The organism is Pseudoalteromonas sp. MMG013, from assembly GCF_018100885.1.
In the GTDB taxonomy this organism is placed as follows: domain Bacteria; phylum Pseudomonadota; class Gammaproteobacteria; order Enterobacterales; family Alteromonadaceae; genus Pseudoalteromonas; species Pseudoalteromonas aurantia.
Window position 1 is genome coordinate 1 of sequence record NZ_JAGJEE010000014.1, and the last position, 24,446, is coordinate 24,446.

Annotated in this window: 16 protein-coding genes and 1 pseudogene; 6 read left to right on the plus strand and 11 right to left on the minus strand. The window is 39.9% G+C overall.

Annotation, left to right across the window (positions count from 1 at the left end):
* Positions 1 to 144 precede the first annotated feature (144 nt).
* Genes J8L98_RS13695 through J8L98_RS13705 form a run of 3 tightly spaced genes read right to left on the minus strand, consistent with a single transcriptional unit; the run spans position 145 to position 1,595 of the window.
* Positions 145 to 486 carry a hypothetical protein gene (locus tag J8L98_RS13695; RefSeq protein WP_210996868.1) on the minus strand — a complete coding sequence of 114 codons (342 nt, stop codon included), beginning with the start codon at positions 484 to 486 and terminating at the stop codon, positions 145 to 147.
* 13 nt (positions 487 to 499) lie between these two features.
* Complete coding sequence (locus J8L98_RS13700) at positions 500 to 1,363, minus strand: DNA/RNA non-specific endonuclease (RefSeq protein WP_210996869.1); 864 nt, start codon at positions 1,361 to 1,363, stop codon at positions 500 to 502.
* Positions 1,341 to 1,595, minus strand: coding sequence for a hypothetical protein (locus J8L98_RS13705; RefSeq protein WP_210996870.1), 255 nt, complete (start codon positions 1,593 to 1,595; stop codon positions 1,341 to 1,343). Before J8L98_RS13705 ends, J8L98_RS13700 begins: the two co-directional genes overlap by 23 nt.
* Before the next feature lie 142 nt (positions 1,596 to 1,737).
* Here J8L98_RS13705 and J8L98_RS13710 point away from each other — a divergent pair.
* Positions 1,738 to 2,894, plus strand: a pseudogene (locus J8L98_RS13710) (IS3 family transposase).
* Positions 2,895 to 3,083: 189 nt separating this feature from the next.
* Here the strand turns inward: J8L98_RS13710 and J8L98_RS13715 are convergent.
* Together J8L98_RS13715 and J8L98_RS13720 are read right to left on the minus strand one after the other, a co-directional pair.
* Complete coding sequence (locus tag J8L98_RS13715) at positions 3,084 to 4,766, minus strand: MAP7 domain-containing protein (RefSeq protein WP_210996871.1); 1,683 nt, start codon at positions 4,764 to 4,766, stop codon at positions 3,084 to 3,086.
* 493 nt (positions 4,767 to 5,259) lie between these two features.
* Positions 5,260 to 6,159 (minus strand): LysR family transcriptional regulator, encoded by a 900-nt coding sequence (locus tag J8L98_RS13720; RefSeq protein ID WP_210996872.1) that lies wholly within the window; start codon positions 6,157 to 6,159, stop codon positions 5,260 to 5,262.
* A gap of 156 nt (positions 6,160 to 6,315) precedes the next feature.
* Here J8L98_RS13720 and J8L98_RS13725 point away from each other — a divergent pair, with 156 nt between their 5' ends.
* Complete coding sequence (locus J8L98_RS13725; protein WP_210996873.1) at positions 6,316 to 6,840, plus strand: NAD(P)H-dependent oxidoreductase; 525 nt, start codon at positions 6,316 to 6,318, stop codon at positions 6,838 to 6,840.
* A gap of 502 nt (positions 6,841 to 7,342) precedes the next feature.
* Complete coding sequence (locus J8L98_RS13730; RefSeq protein WP_210996874.1) at positions 7,343 to 9,325, plus strand: methyl-accepting chemotaxis protein; 1,983 nt, start codon at positions 7,343 to 7,345, stop codon at positions 9,323 to 9,325.
* A gap of 88 nt (positions 9,326 to 9,413) precedes the next feature.
* Here J8L98_RS13730 and arsJ read toward each other — a convergent pair whose 3' ends face one another.
* Genes arsJ through J8L98_RS13745 form a run of 3 tightly spaced genes read right to left on the minus strand, consistent with a single transcriptional unit; the run spans position 9,414 to position 12,005 of the window.
* The gene (arsJ, locus tag J8L98_RS13735) at positions 9,414 to 10,622 is read right to left on the minus strand and encodes an organoarsenical effux MFS transporter ArsJ (protein ID WP_210996875.1); all 1,209 of its coding nucleotides are present in this window, start codon (positions 10,620 to 10,622) and stop codon (positions 9,414 to 9,416) included.
* An 8-nt stretch (positions 10,623 to 10,630) separates the two neighbouring features.
* The gene (locus J8L98_RS13740; protein ID WP_210996876.1) at positions 10,631 to 11,638 is read right to left on the minus strand and encodes an ArsJ-associated glyceraldehyde-3-phosphate dehydrogenase; all 1,008 of its coding nucleotides are present in this window, start codon (positions 11,636 to 11,638) and stop codon (positions 10,631 to 10,633) included.
* 1 nt (position 11,639) lies between these two features.
* Positions 11,640 to 12,005 (minus strand): metalloregulator ArsR/SmtB family transcription factor, encoded by a 366-nt coding sequence (locus J8L98_RS13745; protein ID WP_192507837.1) that lies wholly within the window; start codon positions 12,003 to 12,005, stop codon positions 11,640 to 11,642.
* A 176-nt stretch (positions 12,006 to 12,181) separates the two neighbouring features.
* On the opposite strand from J8L98_RS13745, the gene J8L98_RS13750 reads away from it, so the two are divergent.
* The 3 genes from J8L98_RS13750 (at position 12,182) to J8L98_RS13760 (ending at position 16,384) form a co-directional block, all read left to right on the plus strand.
* Positions 12,182 to 12,364: a hypothetical protein gene (locus J8L98_RS13750; protein ID WP_210996877.1), complete on the plus strand. Its 183-nt coding sequence runs from the start codon at positions 12,182 to 12,184 to the stop codon at positions 12,362 to 12,364.
* A 153-nt stretch (positions 12,365 to 12,517) separates the two neighbouring features.
* On the plus strand, positions 12,518 to 13,867 hold the full coding sequence (gene astB, locus J8L98_RS13755) for an N-succinylarginine dihydrolase (protein ID WP_210996878.1): 1,350 nt from the start codon (positions 12,518 to 12,520) through the stop codon (positions 13,865 to 13,867).
* 168 nt (positions 13,868 to 14,035) lie between these two features.
* Entirely contained in the window at positions 14,036 to 16,384 is a 2,349-nt protein-coding gene (locus J8L98_RS13760; RefSeq protein ID WP_210996879.1) for a hypothetical protein, read from the plus strand.
* Between the two features lie 551 nt (positions 16,385 to 16,935).
* Here the strand turns inward: J8L98_RS13760 and J8L98_RS13765 are convergent.
* The 3 genes from J8L98_RS13765 to J8L98_RS13775 form a co-directional block, all read right to left on the minus strand.
* A complete protein-coding gene (locus J8L98_RS13765) occupies positions 16,936 to 19,617 on the minus strand; it encodes an ATP-binding protein (protein ID WP_210996880.1) in 2,682 nt (893 codons plus the stop codon).
* A gap of 89 nt (positions 19,618 to 19,706) precedes the next feature.
* Positions 19,707 to 21,947, minus strand: coding sequence for a TonB-dependent receptor (locus J8L98_RS13770; RefSeq protein WP_247682558.1), 2,241 nt, complete (start codon positions 21,945 to 21,947; stop codon positions 19,707 to 19,709).
* A 245-nt stretch (positions 21,948 to 22,192) separates the two neighbouring features.
* Positions 22,193 to 24,436: an NAD(P)-binding protein gene (locus J8L98_RS13775; protein ID WP_210996882.1), complete on the minus strand. Its 2,244-nt coding sequence runs from the start codon at positions 24,434 to 24,436 to the stop codon at positions 22,193 to 22,195.
* Positions 24,437 to 24,446 lie beyond the last annotated feature (10 nt).

Genomic DNA, 24,446 nt, shown 5'->3' on the forward strand with positions numbered 1-24,446 from the left:
ACACAAACACACTGCTCACGGCCATATACTTTATTTTCATTAGCCCTCTCTGCTGATTGAATTAAGAATTAAAAAAGGCGAACAGTGTGTTCGCCTTAATTTAAAAAACAGGTCTAATTAATAATAGACCAAAACTATCACTGATTAATCGTCCTGCATCCACTCAGGCATATCGTACGTATAGTCAATATTAAATTGGCCATCTGGATATAAAGTAAATGTGAACCCCCAAATTTTATCGCCTGTAGTTTCAAGTAAATTGCCCCTTAAAAATTGAGATGCAACTGTTAAATCATTTTCAGCTTGAGGCGAAATCATATCAAGTCTTGGATAAAACTCTTTGTCATCTAAATGACGTGTAACTTCATTTTTAAGAAAGCCTTCGTCTACTTCAATAATCATTTCAAGCTTATCGAACTTTTCATTGTCTTGCGTATGAGCAAATAATACATTTGCAAGAATAGCGTATGCTTTTTCTGTATCCATAATATACTCTCTATTACTGTTCAAATTTATATCGACTTGGCTTCCCATTAATAGTTGCATACACTTCTACAATATTTGGTCTTGTAGCCGATGGGCTGTCAGGGTAGCCGACTTTTATATCAACATAAACCTCTTTACCTGCCTTTAACTCTTTCCCTAAGAACCTCTCCATAGCCCGGTATATCTTACGGTTTAAATCTCTGGTCATGGGTACTAAGTTAATTTTATCACCAGCCCCCCCTAAATGGGTAGCAATTAAGTGGCCACCATCGTGAAGCTGATGGTCTTGATTATTACCATCATGACCCATTTTAGTTTGCTGGTAATTATTTCTGTCTAGCTTAACCCCCTTATCGGTATTGCCTGTAACGTTTATAACTCGACCATGATCATCTGTAGTATAAGAATGGCCATTAGATAAGTTATATTTAGTATTGGGTTCTAGGTCACCATTAATACGCTTATCCCAACTCCCTTTGCTGCCTGCAGGGACGTTTACTTCCCTTAAGCTCCCTGAAGGTAATCCAACGTCACCACCTTCTTTACGGTTTTCACCAAAAATGCTCTTAATTTGGTCAGCAATTTTTCCACTTAAATAATTATGACGCTTTAACCAGTCAATCATTTCATCGGCTGTCTTAAAGCCAGGTATAGCTCGTTCAAGTGCACTCTCACCTAAGAATTCAGCGAGTGATTTGGCCAACATTGTTGGGTCCCCATTGGCCGCACGATAAATTCCCCAAAGCTCTTTTGCTGTTAATGCAACATCAGCAGCTTTCAACATCCCCATTAATACTGGTACCAAAAAGAAAGCGTTGTTTGCAGCTGCACCTTCTGCTGCCGAAGCCGCAATATTAACATCCCCCCCCGGTGGCAAATGCTGCTAACGCCCCACTCAACCTAGCATAATCAACACCTGATGCTATTAACAAATCAACCTTTTTAGCCAGCTCGGATGAAACTGCATCAGAGCTAAAATGTTGAAAGATTTGCTCTGGGGTTTTACCCTCAGCTTTTAACCTTTCTACTTCTTCAGTATTATCTTTCAGTAAAGAATTTAATGCACTCTCTTTATATAGATCGGCTGTAAACCTAAAGATGACACCCACTCAAAAATTAAGCCCGCTCCCGAAGAATATCACAAGCATACCGCCTATTTCATAAATTTAAATTTGAAATACAAGTGTTGTGGTTCAATAATTCCGGACACTATTTTAGGTGGTATCATTACCACTCAATCAGAGGTGTCCGATGGCAAAAAAACGCAGAACATTTAGTAAAGAATTCAAACTTGAAGCCGCGTGTTTAGTTTTAGACCAAGGCTATTCACTTCAAGAAGCTTGTCGTTCATTGGATGTTGGAGAAACGGCTTTAAGACGCTGGGTTCAACAACTTGAACTTGAGCGAAATGGTGAAACACCTAATGCCAAAGCTTTGACTCCAGAGCAACAAAAGATTCAAGAACTTGAAGCCAGAATCAATCGTTTAGAGCAAGAGAAATCAATACTAAAAAAGGCTCTCTTAATATCAGAAGAAATGAACAATATTCGTTAATAGACCAATTAAGTGAGCAAGAATCGGTAGAGGTGGTCTGCAGTGTCTTTGATGTTGCTCGTTCTAGTTTTTATGACTACAAAAACCGCCGTAACACAATTGGCGCTAATGAGGTTGCACTCAGAGCGCAGTTAAACGCTTGTTTTAAGCTTAGTCGTGGCTCTGCTGGAAGTCGCACACTCTTAGCAATGCTTGCAGATTTAGATATTGATGTTGGTTTATTCAAAGTCAGACGACTAATGCGTGATATGCAACTGGTATCAAAACAACCGGGGTCACACGCATATAAAGTGACGGTGAATGAACGACCTGATATACCAAACCAGTTAAATCGAGAGTTCGATGTGCATAGCCCAAATCAAGTATGGTGTGGAGATATTACGTATATTTGGACTGGTCAGAAGTGGTCATATTTAGCAGTAGTAATTGATTTATATGCAAGGCGAGCTATTGGCTGGGCAATGTCAGAAAAGCCAGATACAGCCCTAACTATCAAAGCATTAGATAGAGCATATGAACAAAGAGGCAAACCTGGAGGGGTTATGTTCCACTCGGATCAAGGCTGTCAGTATAGTTCAACAAAATTCAGGCAAAGGTTATGGTGTTATCAAATAACACAAAGCATGAGCCGCAGAGGTAATTGTTGGGATAATGCCCCGATGGAGCGCGTATTCAGAAGTCTCAAAACAGAATGGATTCCAAGTACGGGCTACAACTCATTTAAAGAAGCAGAGCAAGATATTAGCTTTTATTTGATGAACTATTACAACTGGAGCAGGCCGCATAGTCATAATGATATGAACGCCCCAGCAGTAGCAGAAGAAAAACTTAATTCACTGTCCGGAATTAGTTGACCAAAACAGCCTATCTTTTAAGCTGAATTTAAAAGATAGGCAATGAATGAAAAGCAATCAATTTTGGGTGGGTGTCTTGTGAAATTTAAAGAAAAATGAAATTACCAAAAAGAATAGCTTAAAAAAATATAATAAAAAAGGCCATATAACCTAAGCTATACAGCCTTATTCTAATCAATACTCACGATATTAAATGAGAGGCAATCCACCCACAAATAAATGTAATACCCCGATGACAATAGCAGTTAAACCAACATGCTCTTCGTAACGAAGCACTGCACTCTTAGCCTTAGTAAATAATTCAATTTCATTTAATTTCGGTTCGTTTTTAAGTAACAAAATACCACTAGCACATGCAGTAACTTGTGCCAAACCGCCCCCTATAATTGGTGAAAGGGTAATTAAATCAACTACAAAATCCAACCCTGCAAGTCCAATCACAGCATAAGCTACATAACAAGATTTACTCTCAATAAGTGCGACTACTTTTCCTGCTTGAGGTACTTTAGACAAAACTCGACTTTTCGCAATAAGTAAACCAGATGACATTAAAACAAGCCCAAGTAATACCTGATTAATACTAAATGAAGCTTGGCCCGAATTAGCTTGTATTTCTTTCTCTAGCTTTTGCTGCATTTGTGCTTGTTTTTCTCGCATTTGAGCTAGTTGCTTCTCTCTTTCAACTTTAAGCTCAGCGTCTCTTTTCTCACTTTCTAGTTGTGCTTGCTCTTTTCGTTTTTCTGCTTCAATCCTTTCTTGCTCTTTTTTCTGTTTAGCTTCTTCTCTGGCTATCCGTTGCTGTTTTATACGTTCTTGTGCTTCTTTTTCTTGTCGCAGTTTTTCAGCTTTCTTTTTAGCTTGTGCAGCAAGGCGTTGCTTTTCTTCTTCTCTTTTACGAATTTCCTTTGGATCTTCAGGGTATATTGAGTTTTTAGCCAATCGGTCTAAATTTTCTGTGGTTTTAGAAAACCAATTTTTCCCTTCATCACTATAAATTCCATCAATGCCGCTATTCAACTGTCTACCCTTACGAACAACTTTCTTATTCTTTACTTCAAATGTATAAAGTTCAATTGGGTTATTGGGTTCTTTATACACTAAAATATGGTATTCACCATCTTCTAATTGAGAGATTGCTAGACGCTTTCCACCTTCATCATGAGGCTTAGTAAATGAAGTCCTAATATACTTAAGGTGTCCCTCACTAATAGGTTGTGATATCTTTCGACTTTCACCAATGACTTTATCGCCATGAATAAGATGAAAATGTAAAAGCGCACCACCGGCAGCTTTGTCAAAAGTATTGGGATACGGTTTAATTAATTCCAATGAGCTGTCTTGCCAAATATCAAGTGCAGCCTCTCCAATAGATGCATAATCATCCCACACACTCGCCACTTTAAAGCGTTTTGAACCTTTTACGAATTCATTTTCTTCGAGCGCAAATTCGTATGTTTGAAAAAGCGTACCTTTATGGAAAAAATTCATCGTATAGGCTCTAGGAACCATATCTATGTATTGGCTACCATGCTGAGAATTCTCTCCGCTACAACTCAAGAAGTGTGTATTACTGGTTTCACCTTTATCATAGTCTACATTAGTATTACATAACCACGCAGCATGCTTTTTACCGTCAGTATCTAGCAACTTAATTTCAACCGTATTTTGACCTTTTGGAATATTAATTACATCAATATCGCTAACCCCTAGCTTAAATTTATTAGCGTTAGTCGAAGTATCATTTTGTTTAAATGAAATGCCATCCATATAGCTTTGAACATCAACTTTAGCTGAAGTGGCATAGGAGTTATTACTAAGTAGAGTTGAAAATGCAGCTAAACCGCATAATGAAGAGAATAATATATTTTTCACTACACATCCTTTTTATACAACAATTATTATTGATATCAAATCCCCTTCGATACCATTTCAGTTGCAATGTTAATTCATATACATATAAAAAGTCTACGTTAATATTAAAAACATGTAGTATACCTCTTCCATAAATAGTTATATATGAATCTGTTTACCCCATTTAATTCCTCTACATCAAGCCACAAGTTCAAGACTTAAATGCCACCAAAAATTTAACAAACGTCTATAATCTAGAGTAGTTATTACCTAATCTAAGCAACGGCAATATTGAAAGTTATCAAATTATTACCGTAGCGTACCTGATAATACGAAGTTTACTAGCCCATACACCATGGTGAGATCGTGAGTGTATTTTAATCAACCCCGAATTCAACATCATAAAATCAAAAAAATAATTAAAATAAAAACTTACAAAATAAATATAAAATTATTCATATTACTTAAAACCAATTAACCCCCTCCTGATGTTTCACAAAATTAACAATAGGCATTATTCTTTCAATTCTTCACTTAACATATCAATAAATCTGCGCACTTTGGGCGAAAGATGTTTACGGCTAGGGTAAATCACATACACATTAACCGTCGGATGAGTATAATCGGTGAACAGTACCTCAATATCGTCGTTCGTTAATGCATCCCCCATAAAAAACTCTGGCAAACGGCAAATACCTAGCCCTGCTTTTACCATTGCTAATTCCATATGACCGTTGTTGCATTTGATTCGCTGCTTCACATCAACCGAAAATGGTTTTTCCCCCTGTTTTTCAAACTCCCATCTTCCCGGCATCTTCAAATTTGAATAGCAAATCGCATTGTGATTTACCAGTTCTCTGGGGTGGTAGGGCTTGCCATACTTTGAGATGTAACTTTTCGACGCCACAATATAAGTGGGACATGAATAAATGCGTTTACATATCAAGCTAGATTCATCTAATGTGGGCGCGGCTCTTACTGCTAAATCGAAACCATCGCCAATAACGTCAATGCGCTTGTCGCTCACATCCCACTCCAAGCTCACATTCGGATATTGTTGCATGTATTTAGCAATAACCGGTTTTAAATGGTCATGGCTAAAACCAATTGGACAACTTATTTTTAATGCACCACGGGGTATTTCATCATTTTGAGTAACTAAACTCAGTGCCGATTGCGCATCTATTACCAGTTGCTCACATTGTTGAAAATATGCGTCACCTTCAGGAGTTAAAGCGATAGAGCGCGTTGTTCGGTTTAACAAACGTACACCTAAACGCGATTCAAGTTTAATCACCTCTTTGCTTACATGGGAGCTGGAATGCCCTAGCGCTCGTGCAGCGGCGCCAAAGCCACCACTTTTTACCACCTGGACAAAAATAAGAATGCCGTCAAACAATTGATTGTTATTCATATGGAAATAGTATGTCCATTTTTAAAGTATTAACATCTATTATGACTTAATATAGACTTATTTCCATCGAGTCAAGGGTGCAACTTTAAATCTTACTTTTAAAGCGAATTGCAAAGCGCTCATACTCATTACACATAAAATTATTTGGAGAGCACCATGAAAGTATTAGCATTTGCAGCAAGTAGTAGCCGTCAATCAATCAACAAGCAATTAGCTGCGTATACCGGATCATTGGTTAAAGGGGCTGAAGTAGAAATTTTAGACTTGAACGACTTTGAAATGCCAATTTACAGTTCAGACCGAGAAAACGAGTCAGGTATTCCTGAACAAGCACAACAGTTTTTCACAAAGATAGGTGAAGCGGATGCCGTGATCATTTCATTTGCAGAACATAATGGCTCTTATACTGCAGCGTACAAAAACATTTTCGACTGGACTTCACGTATTGATATGAAAGTGTATCAAAATAAAGCCGCTATATTACTGGCAACGTCACCCGGTCCTGGTGGTGCAAAAAGTGTACTGGCAGCAGCAACCGGATCCGCGCCTTACTTTGCGCTTGATGTTAAAGCGTCAATATCAGTACCGGGCTTTTATGACAACTTTGACATGACTGAAAACAAAATAACAAACCAAGCGTTAGTGGATCAGCTATCCACGGCCGCAGCAACACTCGTTTAGCTCTACTACCATAGTTCATATTCATCATCGTAATTGGTCATACACATGTCTGGGCAATTACGATGTTTACGCTGTTACAGATACATTACCTTCTCTGCCACATATAACGCATCAATATCATCGGAGTTATTATATCGTCGCAAAGTTCCTATTTTGTAAACTAAACCGCATCTCTTTTTACTGCTCATTTCTCACTCACACTTTATCGTAATTTATACGCATTCCCCGATGACCTCTGCCTATCCAGTAAGTACCCATTACAAACACAAAATTAACATTTCATCCTTTCCCATCACAAAACAATAAATTATCTCAGAAATATCAACAAACTTGCACAAAACAAAGCCATTTAAGGAACAAATAACACTCATTTGGATTAGTTATTTAGTATTAATTAATCCTTTTTCATTGACACTTCTTTACAATTATACTGTGATAATTATTCTCATTTGTCGAAGTATCATGTACATTTGCGCCGCTGTTAATTATGTGTGGAGTAAATATGTTAATCAAAACCCGATTGTTGTTGTCTTTTATGTTAATTGGTTTAGTACCAGCTGGGGTGATCGCATTGTTCTCTCTCTTTACTGCCAGTACCACGTTAGAGCAGCAAGCTTACAATCAGCTCACTTCTATTAAGCAGATAAAACATACTCAGTTAACAGACTACTTTGATGCCCGAAAAGCGGATTTAGAAATCTTAGCCTCTGAGTGGCAAACTGCACATGCGCAAACTAAGGCACAATCATTAGCACGCGTCGCGCAAGAGCATCACGCATTTTTTCAAACATTTATAGAGCAAAAAGGCTATTACGATTTATTCGTTATTAGCCCAAATGGGTTCGTTGACTACACCGTTGCAAAAGAAGCTGATTATCAAACAAGTTTAATTTCAGGGCCATACCGTAATTCAGGGTTAGCTGTGCTGTATAATAATGTGTTAGCCAAACGCAAATTTATTCTGCAAGACTTCTCTCGATATGCCCCAAGTAACAATGATCCAGCCGCATTCATTGGCTTACCTGTTATTATTGATGGCAAAATAACAGCCATTATTGCACTACAGCTTTCAATTGATGCCATTAACCGCATTATGCAAACGCGTGATGGTATGGGAGAAACGGGTGAGTCTTATCTTGTGGGTGATGACTTACTGATGCGTTCAGATTCCTATTTAGACCCGACAGGTCATTCAGTTATCGCAAGCTTTGCCGGAACAGTAGAAAATAACGGTGTTAACACCCTTGCTGTTAATAAGGGATTACGCGGCGTGTCTGATACTGAAATCATTATTGATTACAACGGTAACCCGGTTTTATCCGCCTACTTACCTTTTACCTTTGCTAATTTAAATTGGGTTTTGCTTGCTGAAATTGATGAAGCTGAAGCATTTGCACCCGTTTATAAAATGTATTGGATCATTGGCTTCATTGCGCTACTCACGGTGTGTGGCGTCGTCATCATTACGCTGGTTATTTCAAAATCAATCATACGTCCATTGGGTGGCGAGCCAAGCACAATGCAAGCCATTAGTGAGCGTATTTCAGAGGGTGATTTGCGTCAAACCTTTACTGACACAACAGCACAGCAAGGTGTGTATGGGGCGATGGCACGTATGAACAAATCATTAAATCAAATGATTGGTACTATTGTCGAGTCTACTTCACAGTTAGCGAGTACAGCCGCCCAAACCAGCGCTGCCAGCAGTCAGTCAAATGCAAGTTTACAAGAGCAACATGCCAATATTGAACAAGTGGCGTTCGCCATGGATCAAACCAACCAATCAATCGAGGAAGTGGCTACTAACGCCCGTATTGTGGCTGATTTAAGTCATAGCGCGGAAAAAACCTCTTCTTCAGCAAACGAAAACCTGCAAGCAACTGTCGCACAAATGACCCAGCTTAGCACCGCCATCGATAACGCAGAGCAAGTCATTAAACGAGTAGAAGGCAATGCACAAAATATTAGTCGCGTATTAGAAGTGATTCAAACAGTGACCGAACAAACGAACTTACTCGCACTGAACGCTGCAATAGAAGCCGCCCGAGCAGGCGAACATGGTCGAGGTTTTGCGGTTGTCGCAGACGAAGTCAGACAACTGGCACGTAAAACACAAGAATCGACTGCCGACATCGAAGGTATGATCAATAGTTTACAATCAGGTACCCACCAAGCGGTTGAAGAAATGCACCTATCTATTGAAGCAACCAAGCTGACAATTTCTGCAGCCAATGACAGCGCTTCCCTTTTAGAAGACAGCGTGCAACAAATCAATCAAATAGCGCAAAGTGCTGAAATGATAGCTACAGCCGCACACCAACAAACCATGACCACGGATGAAATTAAACACAACGTTGAGTCTATTAAACAGGCTGCGGTTGATAATGCAGCCGGCGCAGACCAAGTTTCTTCTGCCAGTTATGAGCTGGATAGACTCAGTAACGATCTTAAAAAAGTCACCGAAAGTTTCAAATTAGCTCACTAACATCACAAACGCGTTAACGCGATGGCGCAGCCATAACGTTAACGCGGTAATCAAAACATTGATTAATATCATTGCTAGACAATAATGTTCAATTCACTTTTTGCAGCTCTTTCGTGATGATAACCGTGCAGCCCAGCAGCACCGCAGACACAATTAAACAGGCACTCAAACCATAGAATTGGTAAATCAGACCAGAAAATACCGTGCCGAACAACCGGCCCATCGCATTGGCCATATAATAAAACCCAACATCCAGTGACACACCATCGCTGTCTGCCAGTTTTACAATCAAGTAGCTGTGTAAGGAGGAGTTAATAGCAAACACCGCCCCAAAAGCCAGTAACCCCCCCACAATCACCCACAAAGGTGTAATATCTAAATTGAGCCCTACGACAATGCATAATGGGATCACCGTCAGTGGCACCACCCATGCCACTGCAGCCTGTATACTGTCATGAATCGTATTTGGTTTGCCGGTCAATTTTGGCGCGTTCGCTTGTACGATGCCATATAAAATCACCCATGTTGCCATAAAGCCCCCTACCCAAGTATGCTCCCAACCAAATTGGCTAGACAAATACACCGGTAAAGCAACAACAAACCACACGTCCCGAGAGGCAAATAAACACAACCTCGCCGCTGAAAGCAGATTTATAGAACGGCTTTTAGAAAAAATTTCAGAAAATTTCGGTTTGTGCTTTTTCTTGCCTAAGTCTTGCTTTAGCAAGCATATACTCATAAACCAAGTGACGCCTAACATACCCGCCATAGACCATAGCGCACCAGCAAACCCCAATAAGCTCAACAACATGGCACCCAAAAAGAAGCCAACCCCTTTGAGTGCATTCTTAGAGCCGGTTAATAATGCAACCCATTTATACAAAATACTATCTGCGTCTTTAGGCACCAGCAGTTTAATGACACTTTTTGCACTCATTTTATTAAGATCTTTGGCAATCCCAGATAAGGCTTGTGCGCACATGACATAGGCCACAGACAGCCACTGCGGTTCTATCGCAAGCATAACGATAGCAACCACTTGTAACCCCAACCCCACATTCATGGTTTTGTTCAAACCAAGTCGAGCGCCAAGCCAACCACCAAGTAGATTCGTCACCACCCCAAATACTTCATAAAACAAAAATAGCATTGCAATGCTTATCGGGCTATATCCCAGCTGATGAAAGTAAAGCACCACCAGCATTCGTAATGCACCGTCAGTTAAAGTAAATGCCCAATAATTTCCTGTAATTATTAGATATTGCTTTATATCTTGTGGTAGTGAAGAAAGTGCCATGCTAATACTTAACCATTCTCTGCAATAACATAACGCACTAAGTCTGCCGTGCGATTTGCATAGCCCCACTCATTGTCATACCACAAATACATTTTAACTTGAGTGTCATTGATCACCATGGTTGATAGAGCATCAACAATACTGCTGCGTGCATCAGTTTTATAATCTACAGAGACCAAAGGTCGAGTTTCATACCCTAATATACCTTGCATCGCGCCATTGGCTGCATCTTCCATCCAAGCATTAATTTCTTCTTTGGTCGTCGCCCGACTGACCTCAAAGACACAGTCTGTGATTGACGCATTTGCCAGTGGAACACGTATCGCATGGCCATTTAATTTGCCCTTTAACTCCGGAAATATATGCGTAATGGCTGTTGCAGAACCTGTTGTGGTTGGAATAAGGCTTGCCCCACATGCGCGTGCGCGTCGTAGGTCTTTATGCGGTGCATCTAGAATTGTTTGGGTGTTGGTAATATCATGAATCGTCGTCATTGATCCGTGTACAATGCCAATTTTATCTTGTAATACTTTGACAACGGGTGCTAAACAATTCGTTGTACATGATGCTGCGGTGACGATTGGGAATTGTGACTTGTCATATTGATCATGATTCACGCCCATGACAATATTCAATACCCCCTCTTCTTTTACCGGGGCAGTTACCACAACATGTTTAACTCCTTGGGTGAGATAACCTGTGAGTTTTTCTTTTGTTTTTATTTTACCTGATGCTTCTAAAACAAGGTCACAACCCGACCAATCGGTGTCTTCTAGCAAAGTATTATGAGTGACGTGAATACGATGTTTACCAATCATCATATCATTTTGCTCTGCTAACGCTTCATGTTCCCAGCGACCGTGTACTGAATCAAAGTTCATCAAATGGGCCAATGTTGCCGCGTCCCCAGCTGGGTCATTGATCTGTACAATTTCAATATTGTCACTATTATACAATGCGCGCATGGTCAAACGTCCCATACGCCCAAATCCATTAATACCTACTTTCACTGACATTTTATTCCCCTTTTAACTCAATATTACAGCACGATGCAACGCGCTCAGGCCTTGAGCCCATTTCATTTAGTTTCGTTAACGATGTTGAAAAATAGCTTTTATTCTCGCCATGTGTTTGTACTAATGTATCTAGCGCCCAGTTCGGCAGCGCATCATTGATTCTGTAATAAACCCACTGCTTATGTTTTCTATCTAGCAGTAATTTAGCTTTACGTAACTGAGCAAGGTGCCTCGACACTTTAGGTTGGCTTTCACCTAATGCCACCATTAATTCACACACACATAGTTCTTTTTCATGCTGAATTAATAACAAGGCTTTTAATCTGGTTTCATCACTTAGGCATTTAAAAAATGTCACTGGATCCATTATTAACTCTTCATCAAACCTTAACATATGAAATATCATATATTCGAGTATCCATATATACAAGTTATTTATTGTCCTGAAACATTTTGTAATAGATTAAATTTTGAACTTTTTGCAAGAAAGTTCTAGTTTTAAGGTACCCAAGGGATCTTGGGCAACAAAATGAAGGAATTATCATGAAATTAACTCTACATAAAAAACAAATAAAAACACTCATTCATAACAAGGCGACATTAGGTGAGGATGCAACACCACAAGTTGCAGGCGGTCGTCCAAAAAGTTGGTGGGGTGGCTGTGGTCCATCGATGGACCGTGCCTGCTACGAAGAATCATTGTCTCCACGTTTTTGTGAAGGCTAATTTTTAGCTCGAAAAAAGCACTTTATTAAAGTGCTTTTTCCGTATTAATCGCATACTTTCCCCTAATAATTTTACCCTTTACCGTTAAATTCGATATTAAATCAGCCTCTATATAGGCATAATAATCAACGATAATATAAACAAGGATTTAACATGAGTGAGCAAACCCAAAGCTTTGAAGTTAATTTTGATGGTTTAGTCGGACCAACACATAACTATGCCGGACTATCCTATGGAAATGTCGCATCACTAAACAATGCGGAAGCAATTTCTAACCCAAAACAGGCGGCATTACAGGGCTTAGTAAAAATGAAAGCCATGCACGATATGGGCTTAAAACAGGGGATTTTTGCGCCTCATGCTCGACCAGACATAAATGCGTTGCGACGTTTGGGGTTTAATGGCACTGACTCACAGGTTATTAACAAAGCAGCGAAAGAATCACCTGTGCTTTTACGAACTTGTTACTCAGCTTCTGCGATGTGGACAGCAAATGCCGCAACCGTATCACCTTCACAAGATACTGCCGATAAAAAGGTACACTTTACCAGTGCTAATTTAAATAATAAGTTCCATCGCTCTTTAGAGCCGCTCACAACTAGCAACTTACTCAAAGCGATGTTCAACGATGAAAATACGTTTGTTCATCACACACATTTACCTGATCAACCTTTTTTTGGTGATGAAGGTGCGGCAAATCACACGCGCTTATGTGATGACCATGCTAGCAAAGGGTTAGAAGTATTTGTGTATGGTGCCAGCAGCTTAAATACCCAAATTACTGGACCGACCAAATACCCTGCTAGGCAAACGCTTGAAGCCAGTGAAGCAGTTGCGCGATTACATCAAATACCCCAAGAACAGCGTATTTTTATACAACAAAATCCAGATGTTATCGATCAAGGCGTTTTTCATAATGATGTTATTGCAGTGGGTAATGCCAATGTTCTATTTTGCCACGAACAAGCATTTTTAAATCAAGCAGACGCGCTCACTCGCATCAGACAAGCGTATATTGGTGATAAATTACATATTGTTGAAGTGCCTACACATGCTGTTGGTGTACAAGATGCCGTGACAAGTTACCTGTTTAATAGTCAACTTGTCAGCCTTGCTGATGGCAGTATGATGCTTGTCGCCCCTGAAGAGTGTATTAAGAACAGCAAAGTCGCCAACTATATTGAGTTCATGCTAAGTGCAAATAACCCTATAAACACCGTGAAGTTTTTCGATTTGCGTCAAAGTATGCAAAATGGCGGTGGCCCAGCTTGCTTACGATTACGGGTAGCGCTAACTCAAAACGAACTTGGCAAAGTGAATCAAGACACGTTAATGAGTGATGAGAAATTTGTATTGCTTAATGCGTGGGTAGAGAAACACTATCGAGATCAACTCACCGATAGCGATTTGGCTGATCCTCAGCTACTCACTGAAACTTACACAGCACTAGATGAACTCACTCAAATATTGAGTTTAGGTAGTGTTTATGAGTTCCAACGCTAAAAATACCACAATTAAGCCATAGTACCACTATGGCTTAGGCTTGCTTCCTTCCAACTTCTTGAATGGAAATTTCACCCCAGTTCGGCTTCTAACGTTAAAATTTGTATTAGTGAAAAAGCCATGATACTTTAAATTGCATACAATATACATAAAATAAAAGGCCTCACTATGCTGCGTAAACTATCTCTACTCAGTACACTCCTCCTTACAGCATGCACACACACAGATGCAATTAAAACACCAGATACTGTCACTGCCTCAGTCACTCAAGTCGCTTCTCAAACGATGCGCGCAGATGTGACTGTCGCAGGTAGAACCAGTAAGTTGAACCATATTGATATCGCCTTTATGGGAAAAAATATTCCACGTACTTACAGCGACAATAAAATCAGCAATAGCCGAGGTTACGACTGGTGGGTGAGTAAGCATTTCGCGTTAAAAAGTGACTTACCCGAAGATAAAGTACGCTTATACCTTGAGTTGCTTGAGATGTCGTACCCGCATTACGTTGAACTTTTTGGTATGGAGCCAGCGAATATCGCCAACCAACGCATTGCGGTGGTATACGGTAGCTCACGCGCTAGATTACGTGAAGCTATGTTAGACGATGGGTTCTTACGCGGCGTCCATAAAACCGCGGGGGGTGAAACCATGTTTTATAACCGCGCAGGTTATAATTTTCCAAGCCACCGCCAACACCATCAACGTTACATCGTCATTCATGAAACAATGCATGCATTTCATATGGCACTTAATGGTCATTCCACTTGGGCACCAAATTGGATCACTGAAGGACTCGCTGACTCAATTGCCAGTCATGTCTATAACCCACTATCAAAAGAATTAACCGTCATGGTTTTTGACCGTGCACCAATGAATTATATCAAAACCGGTTTGAAACAGTATAAAGCAGCAAACTCACCCACCATTGAACAAATTAATGATGATCCAGCTCTAAAGCGTGGACTTAACTTCTTCATTGTACACTTTTTAATGAATGATCCTGTTCGTCAACTCTATTTCAAGCGGTTTCTTGCTAACTTAATGGCTGAAAACCCCCATTCAGACCAAACATTACCAACGGCTAATAAATTACTCAAAGCCACCTTTCCTAATTGGCAAGCTGTAGAACATCAATTTCAAGCTTTTGTCGAAAATATCAGCCCTACCTTTAAAATTGTCAGTGGCCCGTGGGAGCAAAACGGCGGTGCTTACTGGTTACGCAGTGACGAGAGCACTCAGTTACACCAATTAAAAATTAACCCAAATGCACAGGCGCAGCACCCAGTGTTAGATTTCCCAAAGCCACTTACCAGCCCTCTCGTTGACATATCACAGAAAAATACCATTGCAGCGCACATTGATTTTGAGCCATCTCAGCTCAATCGAGGAGAAATAGGTCTTGGGCTCGTCAGTAAGAATGCACAAGCGGATACGCCTTCAGTGCCTTTGCTCATTTCACAAGGTACTTTTGTTAAACTTGATTTGACGTCTATAAATAAAGGCTCTCAAGTTTTAGCATTACAGCCTAGTATTGTCGAAGCAATTCAAAAAGAACAAGCGCTAGGACTGTCTATTGTTCCTGCTCACAACAAAATACAAGTCACTGTTGCGACACAACAGCATCGACAAACTGTGAATTTTGATAGTTCAATTGAGCTTGACCCATACCGCTTTGATTTGCTTGGCCAAGGTATGAATCATCAAATCACTCCTTACATATCGCAACACACACATACCGTTGCACAGTTAGGTCAAAACAACCCAGATCCTTGGTTATACGACCAGCCAGCGCTGGTTTTGAGGGCATTTAATACCTGCCAACAATTTGCCAACATACTTGCCAATTGCCACTCTCAATTAACACCGCTGATCAGTAAGCTACCCGATCCATCTCAACATACTTTGGTGACATCTGCAGTGCGCAAATTATTGACTGATTGGAAAAGACAGTTGCCAAACGAAGCTTTAATGACACTCAGTGGCATTAAAGTCAGTACCTATTATGAACAGGGTCAGCCTTACTTAGCTGTTAACAACCCAACACAGAGCAACATCACGGTCAGCGTGCAGCAGCAACAATTAGCAACCGCCCCTTCAGGTATAAGCCATATGAAACTTGACATACCAACCAAGTTTAATAACGCCAAACACCTGCCGTATGAGTTACGTTGGGAGGATTCTCTATTAAAAGGTCAGCTAGATCTACAAGCAAGCGCATTTGACGGCGTATACTTAGATGTGGTTGAAAAAGATGAGCAACTTTCGTTGCAGCTGTCCGGCCCATACTCAGGTAAAACAACGGGGAAAATTACCGTACAGTTTTCGGCGTTCGACCAACCTAAAAGAAGTCAAGAACTCTGGCAACAAGATGTGTCACTTGCTCCCTATGAACACAAAACATGGCAGCCAAGTATGATAGACATCGGTCATTTAACACATGGTAGAATTGAAATCTCTGCGGTACTAGATGTTGATGGTGAACCGATTAAATTAACTCAGTACATTACACTGTAATAATACCTCACTGTCGGCGCACAACAGCGTTAAATCAACTTCTCTTGTACGTCGACAGTCACGCAAGCATATACCCTTGTTATTTGTACATTCAAACTAAGCGCCGCTGATCTAAAAATCATAAGACAGTTAGTTAATTGCAGGAAAGCTTAGATATATCAAAGCCTACCAGGCGTTATCAGAACGCAACATCACTAGAGCTACATGCATTCGTATCAAGATACCATTGACGTTGCGGCGTTTAAACATCGCACTTTTAGATCTTTGGCCTTCAAGCTGACTATATAAATAATAACTTTCTATTGTGGTCAATACAGCAAGCGCAGGCATAAAAACTGCGTTAAGAAATTATTTGTCTATCTCTGAAACTAGGGGCTGCTGATCTTTCAGGTTCATTTTTGCAGCTGTTTGCCTTTCTCTTTGTTGCTTAATATTCGCTTAGATTACTAGGCCACATATTAAGCGCCGCGATAAAAGCATGCTCAAAGAGAACAAAAATAGAACAGCAAAGATCTACAGCCCCTAATATATTTGTAAGCCTACTTGATAATTTAGCCTGCTTTATCGCATTCTGCTTGTGATATTGCCACTTCCATCGCTTTAATGAGATCTCTGACTTTACTTTCAATCTCGTCCATGTCTGCTGTTTTTAGCTTAATGTCTATATCTGAAGAAAGGGTATGAATTTCTTCACAATCAAACATGCCCGCGGTCCCTTTAATGGCATGTATCGACTTTGATAAGCCATCGATATCTTGATATTTGAGTTGATTTTGTAATTGCACTTTTTGCTCATACAAACCCGCTATATACTGTTGTTTTAATGCTTCAAACTCTTCATCAGGTAAATCAAGTTCATCGTCCACAGCGATATTCAAATAATGACTCACTTTTTGATTAAATTGAGCCCTATCAATTGGCTTTGACAAATGATCTGTAAAACCAAGTTTCATATAGCGCTCAATTTCATGACGCATGGTATTCGCTGTCAAAGCTATCACTGGCGTACTGCATCCTGTTGCTTGAATAAAGTTAAGTGCTTGCTCTCCATCCATTACGGGCATTTGAATGTCCATTAAAATCAAATCAAACTCCCCATCTAAAACTGCTTGTACCGCTAATTGACCATTTTCAACAGTGGTAACATTTAAACCCATTCGCTCTAAAATACGCTTAATAAGCCGACTATTATCACCGTGATCTTCAGCAAGTAACACATCTCCATTTAATTCATCTTGCGTGTGAAGTGGTTGCTCAGTATCAATTCGACTTTGGTTAACTTGTTCAAAGCTATCAACCCACTGCGTTTTTTCAGTCGTAAATAAACCCAATCGCAATGTAAATGCAGTACCAGACCCTACTTCACTTTCTACATCGATGTCACCATCCAGTTTGCGTGCTAAGCTCTTTGAAATATTGAGCCCTAACCCTGTGCCACCGTATTTACGTGATGTGGATGAATCAGCTTGGTAAAATGCACTAAATAGCTCTTTTTGCTCATCTTTTGCCATGCCAATACCGGTGTCTTTAACGCAAATAAGTAACCGCTCGTTTTCACACCTTACGTCTATTGAAATTTTTCCAACCGTGGTGAACTTTAACGCATTCGATGTCAGATTAAGTAATATTTGTCTCAACCTTGTCGGGTCAATAACTACAAAATCGGGAAGAGGAAAGTGGTAGTTAAGCTCAAACTCTAACCCTTTATCGCGTATTTGCTTGCCTAATAAAGACTCAACATGTGCTATAGAGTGGAATAAGTTTGCTTCTATCAATTCAATTTCTAAACGATTCGCTTCTATCTTCGACATATCGAGAATGTCATTAATTAAGCCCAATACATGTCGTGAGTTTTGTAAAATAACACTAATAGCATGGTTTCGCTCATGAGGCTTTATATCGCCTAACATGATCCCATCAGCATAACCAATAATGGATGTCATGGGTGTACGGATCTCATGACTCATATTTGCCAAAAATCGACTTTTTGCTTCACTGGCGTCACGTAATTCAGATGCCAGTTGTTCTAACTCATAAGTACGCTTTAAGACTTTTGACTCTAAATTTTTATTTAACTCAATGTTCTCTTCACTGGTTAACCTAAACTTATCTGCCACTGCAAATGCCAGCAACATAGCATCTAATGCTATTCCTGTAAGACCTAACAAATATAAATTCAACGTTGATGGCGGCAAAACACCCAAGTTAGTCAAATTACCAATCATGTTTGGCACCATCATAGCAATATATGCAAGCACAAAGTACCGTGCTGGAATGAAGCCATCTAACACACATCGAATACCAGCGTACATGCCTAAACATAAAGCAGTACCTGTCATCACCGTTGCCCATAAGAAGCCAAAACCCGGAAATAAAATACAAAATGGCAATCCAATGGCAGAAATAACGCCAACCCAAATGGACAGTGTCGATAAGTTAGGGTGAGTTTCTTTGAGTTTTAGTAAATTATTATAAAACAATACATTTGCAATAGGTGCTAACGCAAAACCAAGCCAGTGTAAGTGGGCAGAATAAAAACCAAATAACTGATCAGATATGTGAAAGAAGTGACTCCAAGCAAATACCCAGACACCTGTAAAAATTGCATAATACAAGTGCGTGGCATCCTTAGAGCCAATATAAATAAGTAAATTATAGAGCCCTAATACAATGCCAACACCAAAGCACAAGATCATGATTAAGTTTTCTTGCACAACCAATTGTTTAAACTCAGCGACAGGTTTAATTACCAACTTGGTCGGGGTATAAAAGAAATCACTTTCAAACATGGTAACTAGGTAGTAAGTTTCACCAGGCTTTAAACGGATGGTATTTCCATAATGGAAAGCAAACTCATTTGGGTTTTTCCCGCCAGTATAATAACGTTGTACTTCACCATTTTTATTATAAATACGAGTTTCAATACTCGACACCACCGTATTATAAGGATAAAGCACTAACTCTTCTTGCTCTGTGTTGTTCGTCAGCTTTACGAGTAACCAGTAACGCCCTGAAAACAAAGTTGTTGATGGTAAGACCTCAAGATCACTTGACCAATTTGCAATCGAGTCGAACGAATCAGGAAAACGTGTATTATCTTTTGAAGACAATAACATAGCATGATCATGTAAGTTTACATCTTGTTTTTGTTTGTCATAAGAAAAGGACTCACCAAAACTTGGCAAGGACAATATAAAACTCAATACCACAAACAACTTGATCAATACGTGCATACTATGCCTTGATTCACTCAACAAGATAAACAAGCGGCCTCAGAGGCTTCTTTAAATATGATGGTTTCATTAAAAATCAACTTAGGTCGTTAAAATCGATAAGTAAAATCCACCCCAATTCGGCGACCTTCTCCCTTAAAATCCTCTAACATGCCTAAAAATTGGCTCAAGTCGAACTTCAAATGGCTGTATTCCTGATCAAAGAGGTTTTTCGCCCATAAATTAGCTTGCCAATCTTCATATCGATACAAGGTGTTAAAATGCCAAAGAGCGTAACCTGATTGCATAGCATACTCGCTCTGATTTTGGTCAAAATAATACTCTGATTGATAATCAACACCTAATGAGCTAGTCAATACACTATGACCAATCGTATATTCATAGCTTAGTTGTGCATTGATATTTATTTCCGACGTAAACGGAAGGCGTTTATCTGACAATGTAACACCAAGGGGATCTGTATAGTTTTCAAACTCAGCGTGTGGGATGTACCCTACGCCAACCTTGATCACCATGGTATTACTAATATCATACTCCAGGTCTAGTTCTGCGCCATAAATAGTAGACGCAGCGACATTTTCAAGTAACTGAATAGGCGGTGCGCCTGGTGCAGTAGCTGGCTGATTCATAAAAACTTGTTGATCTTGATAATCATAATAAAAAATGGCGCCATTGAGTTTAAGGTTAACATCAGGCAACGTGACTTTAGCACCTAGCTCATGCGCATTTAATGACTCTGGGCCATAGTCAGCTTCTTTTGCCTGCTCAGGGCTTGATAAATACCCGCCGTTGTACCCCCCACTTTTGTTTCCATTAGCAAAACTGTAATAGAGCATTTTGTTGGCAGCTAATTGATAATTAATGGCAACTTTACCCGAAAATCCATCATCATCATTTTTACCAACAACATGATAAAATGGTAACAACACACCTTCCGTCATTGTTTGATCAACTACCACGTTAATGTTTGACACCGAGTCGTACTCGACTGATTCATCACTGTAACGTAACCCCGCAGTGATCCTAGTTAAGGGTAACCATTGCCACTCGTATTGCGCAAACAATGCAGTGACTTTAGACTTAATATCATTGTCATAATAAAACTTTGCAGAATTAGCACCAAAGGGAGTGCCTCGTAAATCTCTTCCTAAATCATTATTGTTATCCTGATATAGGCGCTCTTCTAACAAAAATAAGCCAGTGGTTAAGTAGTCTTCACCAAGTTGTACTTGATACCTCAACTCATTGTTTAGCAACTCAGCCTTTAACCCCATATTGCCTTCACACAGCTTCGCCGGCGAACCATCGCAATTGAATGCATGTTCTCTATCTAGTCGACTAAATGCGTTAACCCATACTAATTGAGCGGTATCTGTAACTTGCCAGTCAACTTCCGCAGTCCACCCTTTACCAATGCTATTGTGAGGAGAATCATTATTAACGCTTACTGCCCAAAAGTCATCACTGCCATCGTTAAAGCCAAAACTATCAACACACTTTCCTTGACTCGCTAAACTTGCCGAGCACTTTACCTGATTCACTGGATCACTATAAATACCAATACTACCCACTGGCTGCACTATGCCATTCCAATGACTATAATGTGCCTTCAAGTAAACGCTGACTGAGTCCCACTCCCCTAAATAACTTAAACGTGCATTGTTTTGCTCTAAGCCAGCCTCTGGTGATGGTTCGAATAAGTTATAACTCGTATACTCGTACTTTGTATGGCTAAATGCCAAGCGTATTGCTGATTCTTCATCCACTGCATGGTTATACATACCTTGCAGCTTTTGCCAATCATCAGTTCCTACGCCGCCAGTTATATATCCATAACTACCAGCATCTGGTCTAGCCGAGCGAATTAATATTGCGCCTCCAGTACTATTACGTCCAAATAGCGTTCCTTGTGGCCCTTTAAGCACTTCAATTTGCTCAATATCAAAGAGATCGACTAACTGGTTGTTTGCAGAACCGACCGATGCGCCATCAATATACATCGCGACTGAGGACGTGTTGGCCGTATTATAATCAATTAAACCAACACCTCGTATATTAACAGCCGGAGGCGTTCCTTCTGCTGCATTTTGACTAATCTTCATGTTCGCGACAAAGTGACCTAATTCAGTCGCATCTTTGACGCCTCGTATTGTGATTTCTTGACCTGTAACATGAGAGACAGCAATACTAACTTCATCAATAGTTTGTGCCCTTTTTTGTGCATAAATTTCGATGGTTTCTATTCGGTCATCACTGCCAAGACTTTCTGGGCTATAAATCCCAACGATGGCTGAAGAAAAGATAAAATTGAAGGCGAGAGATTTAGTCATTTCCATACTCTTATATTGCAAATCATTAGGTTGCTGGTCATGAGTATAGTTCAAATGTGATACCATCCCAAAAATATCAACAGGTACAGAGCATAATAATTTACTGATATATAGTTAGCTGTGCGTTAAACGTACAAACCTGTACTTTCATGTTAACTTTCATCAAAAAACATAAAAGTACAGGCTAACTTAATCACAAATTTTCTATGTGTAGCGACACTAAACTGTGCAATAACATTACTAATTTAGGTACCATCTGGCTCAAAACCAAACTCACCAGAGATCGTCTCTGGATAACCTGATATCGCTCTTGCTGTCAACATCCCTGCCATGACAGCAGCCTCAACACAACCTGCATTTACCCCTGTTTTTATCCAATCTCCAGTAATAAACAAATTCTTAAACAGGGTATCATCCGTCGCAAGTCGATACTCACTACTTCCACTTACAGACAATACATACCGCTCTGAAGGGTCAACATTAACACGCCAGTATTGGCTATCAAATCTCGCTTCATCTAACTGCTGGCCTTGTGAGTACAATACAGACCAATCAAATTCATCATTAATATATGCATTAGGCCATAAAGGCTGCATTTCTTCTTTCAGTTTATTTAATGCATTTTGCTTCACTCGTGTTTTTTGTATCGCATCAAACTCATGATCCGTTGATGGTGGATAAGTATCACAGCTAAATGCACTACAAAAATACGCAATATTTACCGGGCCAGGTTCAGGCCAATCTTCTTTCGTCAATAAGTTCGACATTGCAGCCCATGTATCAAACGGTTGTGAAAAGGCACTCAAAATAGGTCGTTCTTCACTTGGGGGAGTATAATTAAAGCCCAATTGCTCATCCGTTTTATTCATCCAAACTTGAAAGGCCTGCGTTGCAACCGTTTTAACGTGCTGAGCTTGAGCAGCTAATTTTCTATCCCGTTGCAGTAACTCTGGACATAAATGCACTAACGATCCTACAGATATACCAAACACCACTTGATCAAAGTCAATACCACGTTTCAGGGTTTTTGTCGGAATTGGGTGGCCAAATTCAGCTTCATATATTTGCGGCCAATTGGTCCAGAATGATTCCAAGTTAATATTATGCTCGCGTATTAATGCTGCCTGTTCTGGTACTACTTGATGTAATTGTGGCTGTGAAGGCCAGCAAGGTAGTCCCTTTACATCGACCAATGGTTCATAACGCCCATTGACCAGCGCGACTTGCTGACTTACTTGTATTTCATCAATATACTGGCTGCCATTTGGGTCAGTTTCTGGTACCAATGCTTCGACCTGATTGAAAAATTCAAACTTCACCCCTCGCTGTTTTAACAGTTCATATATAGGGGAGAAAATGACATCTCCCATGCCCGCTTGCATTTTCCACATTACCCCACCGTGATAGCATAATATGATACGCAACATCGCCAAAGATGCTACGCCAGCTTCTACATTCCCATTATCAAAATCACCATCAACATAGCCAAATACCAAATCATAAAACCCTCTAACAGGTGCCGACTCAACACTGTACTTTTCATTCGCACCATTTTGTTTAAGCCACTGTTTAAAATCTAAATGATTAATTGAGCCAAAGCCCTTTGAAAATACCTTATCTTTAATCAGTCCAGTTACCATAGCAATACCTAGATCTGCACAAATGTAAGCACGTCTAATATTTTCATTGTCATCCAACATTTCAACTGCTTCACTATTGAGCCAACGCTTCAGCTTCCGTACCAAGTACCACACAACTAACCTGTCTTTTGGTTCACCTAACTCTTTATCATTTGCACGTAATGTCAATAATCGCTGTAGCTGTTGGCCTAAAATTGCAGGGGTTGACCAAATCTCTTTTAATTCATCATGAGCACTTTCAAAAAACTCTTCAACTTCCTCTTCGACATCATCATACGCATCACGTATTTGTGATGCTAAATGCTGTAAGAGTCCTCTATCTCGACGCTTGGTTGTTTGCAGTTTTGTTTGCTTATTTGCCTGCTTTACTTCAAATTCGATAGTGTCAATAAACTTACGTAGCCAAGCGACTAACATTTCAACTAATTGCCAAAAGTGTAGGTCTAAGGTACCGTCAGCCGGATTCCCATCTATGACGGGGAAGTCCACAGGCCAAGTTTGCCATTCATTCTCTATGTATTCTTGTAACACGACAAAACTATGCGGCTTAAATGCGTCTTGCCAAGAGCTTAATGGAACTTCAGGGGGCCGGTTTAGCTTATTGTAAACCGTTTCAATGGTCTTAAATGAGTTTACATAAGCACCAAACCAAACATGTAATCCATGTTCTTCAATGCGTTCTGCTATATCAGCGTTTCTACCACTTGCGCCTTTTCCCCCTAAACGCCATCCTAATTGATATACCGTAATATCATAATTATCTTGCCAATTGTCTTTTTCAGTTAGATAAACAGCTGCAGTCATGGCAGCCACCCCTCCACCCAAAATCGCAACTTTTTGCTGAGTCATAATCAGGTTT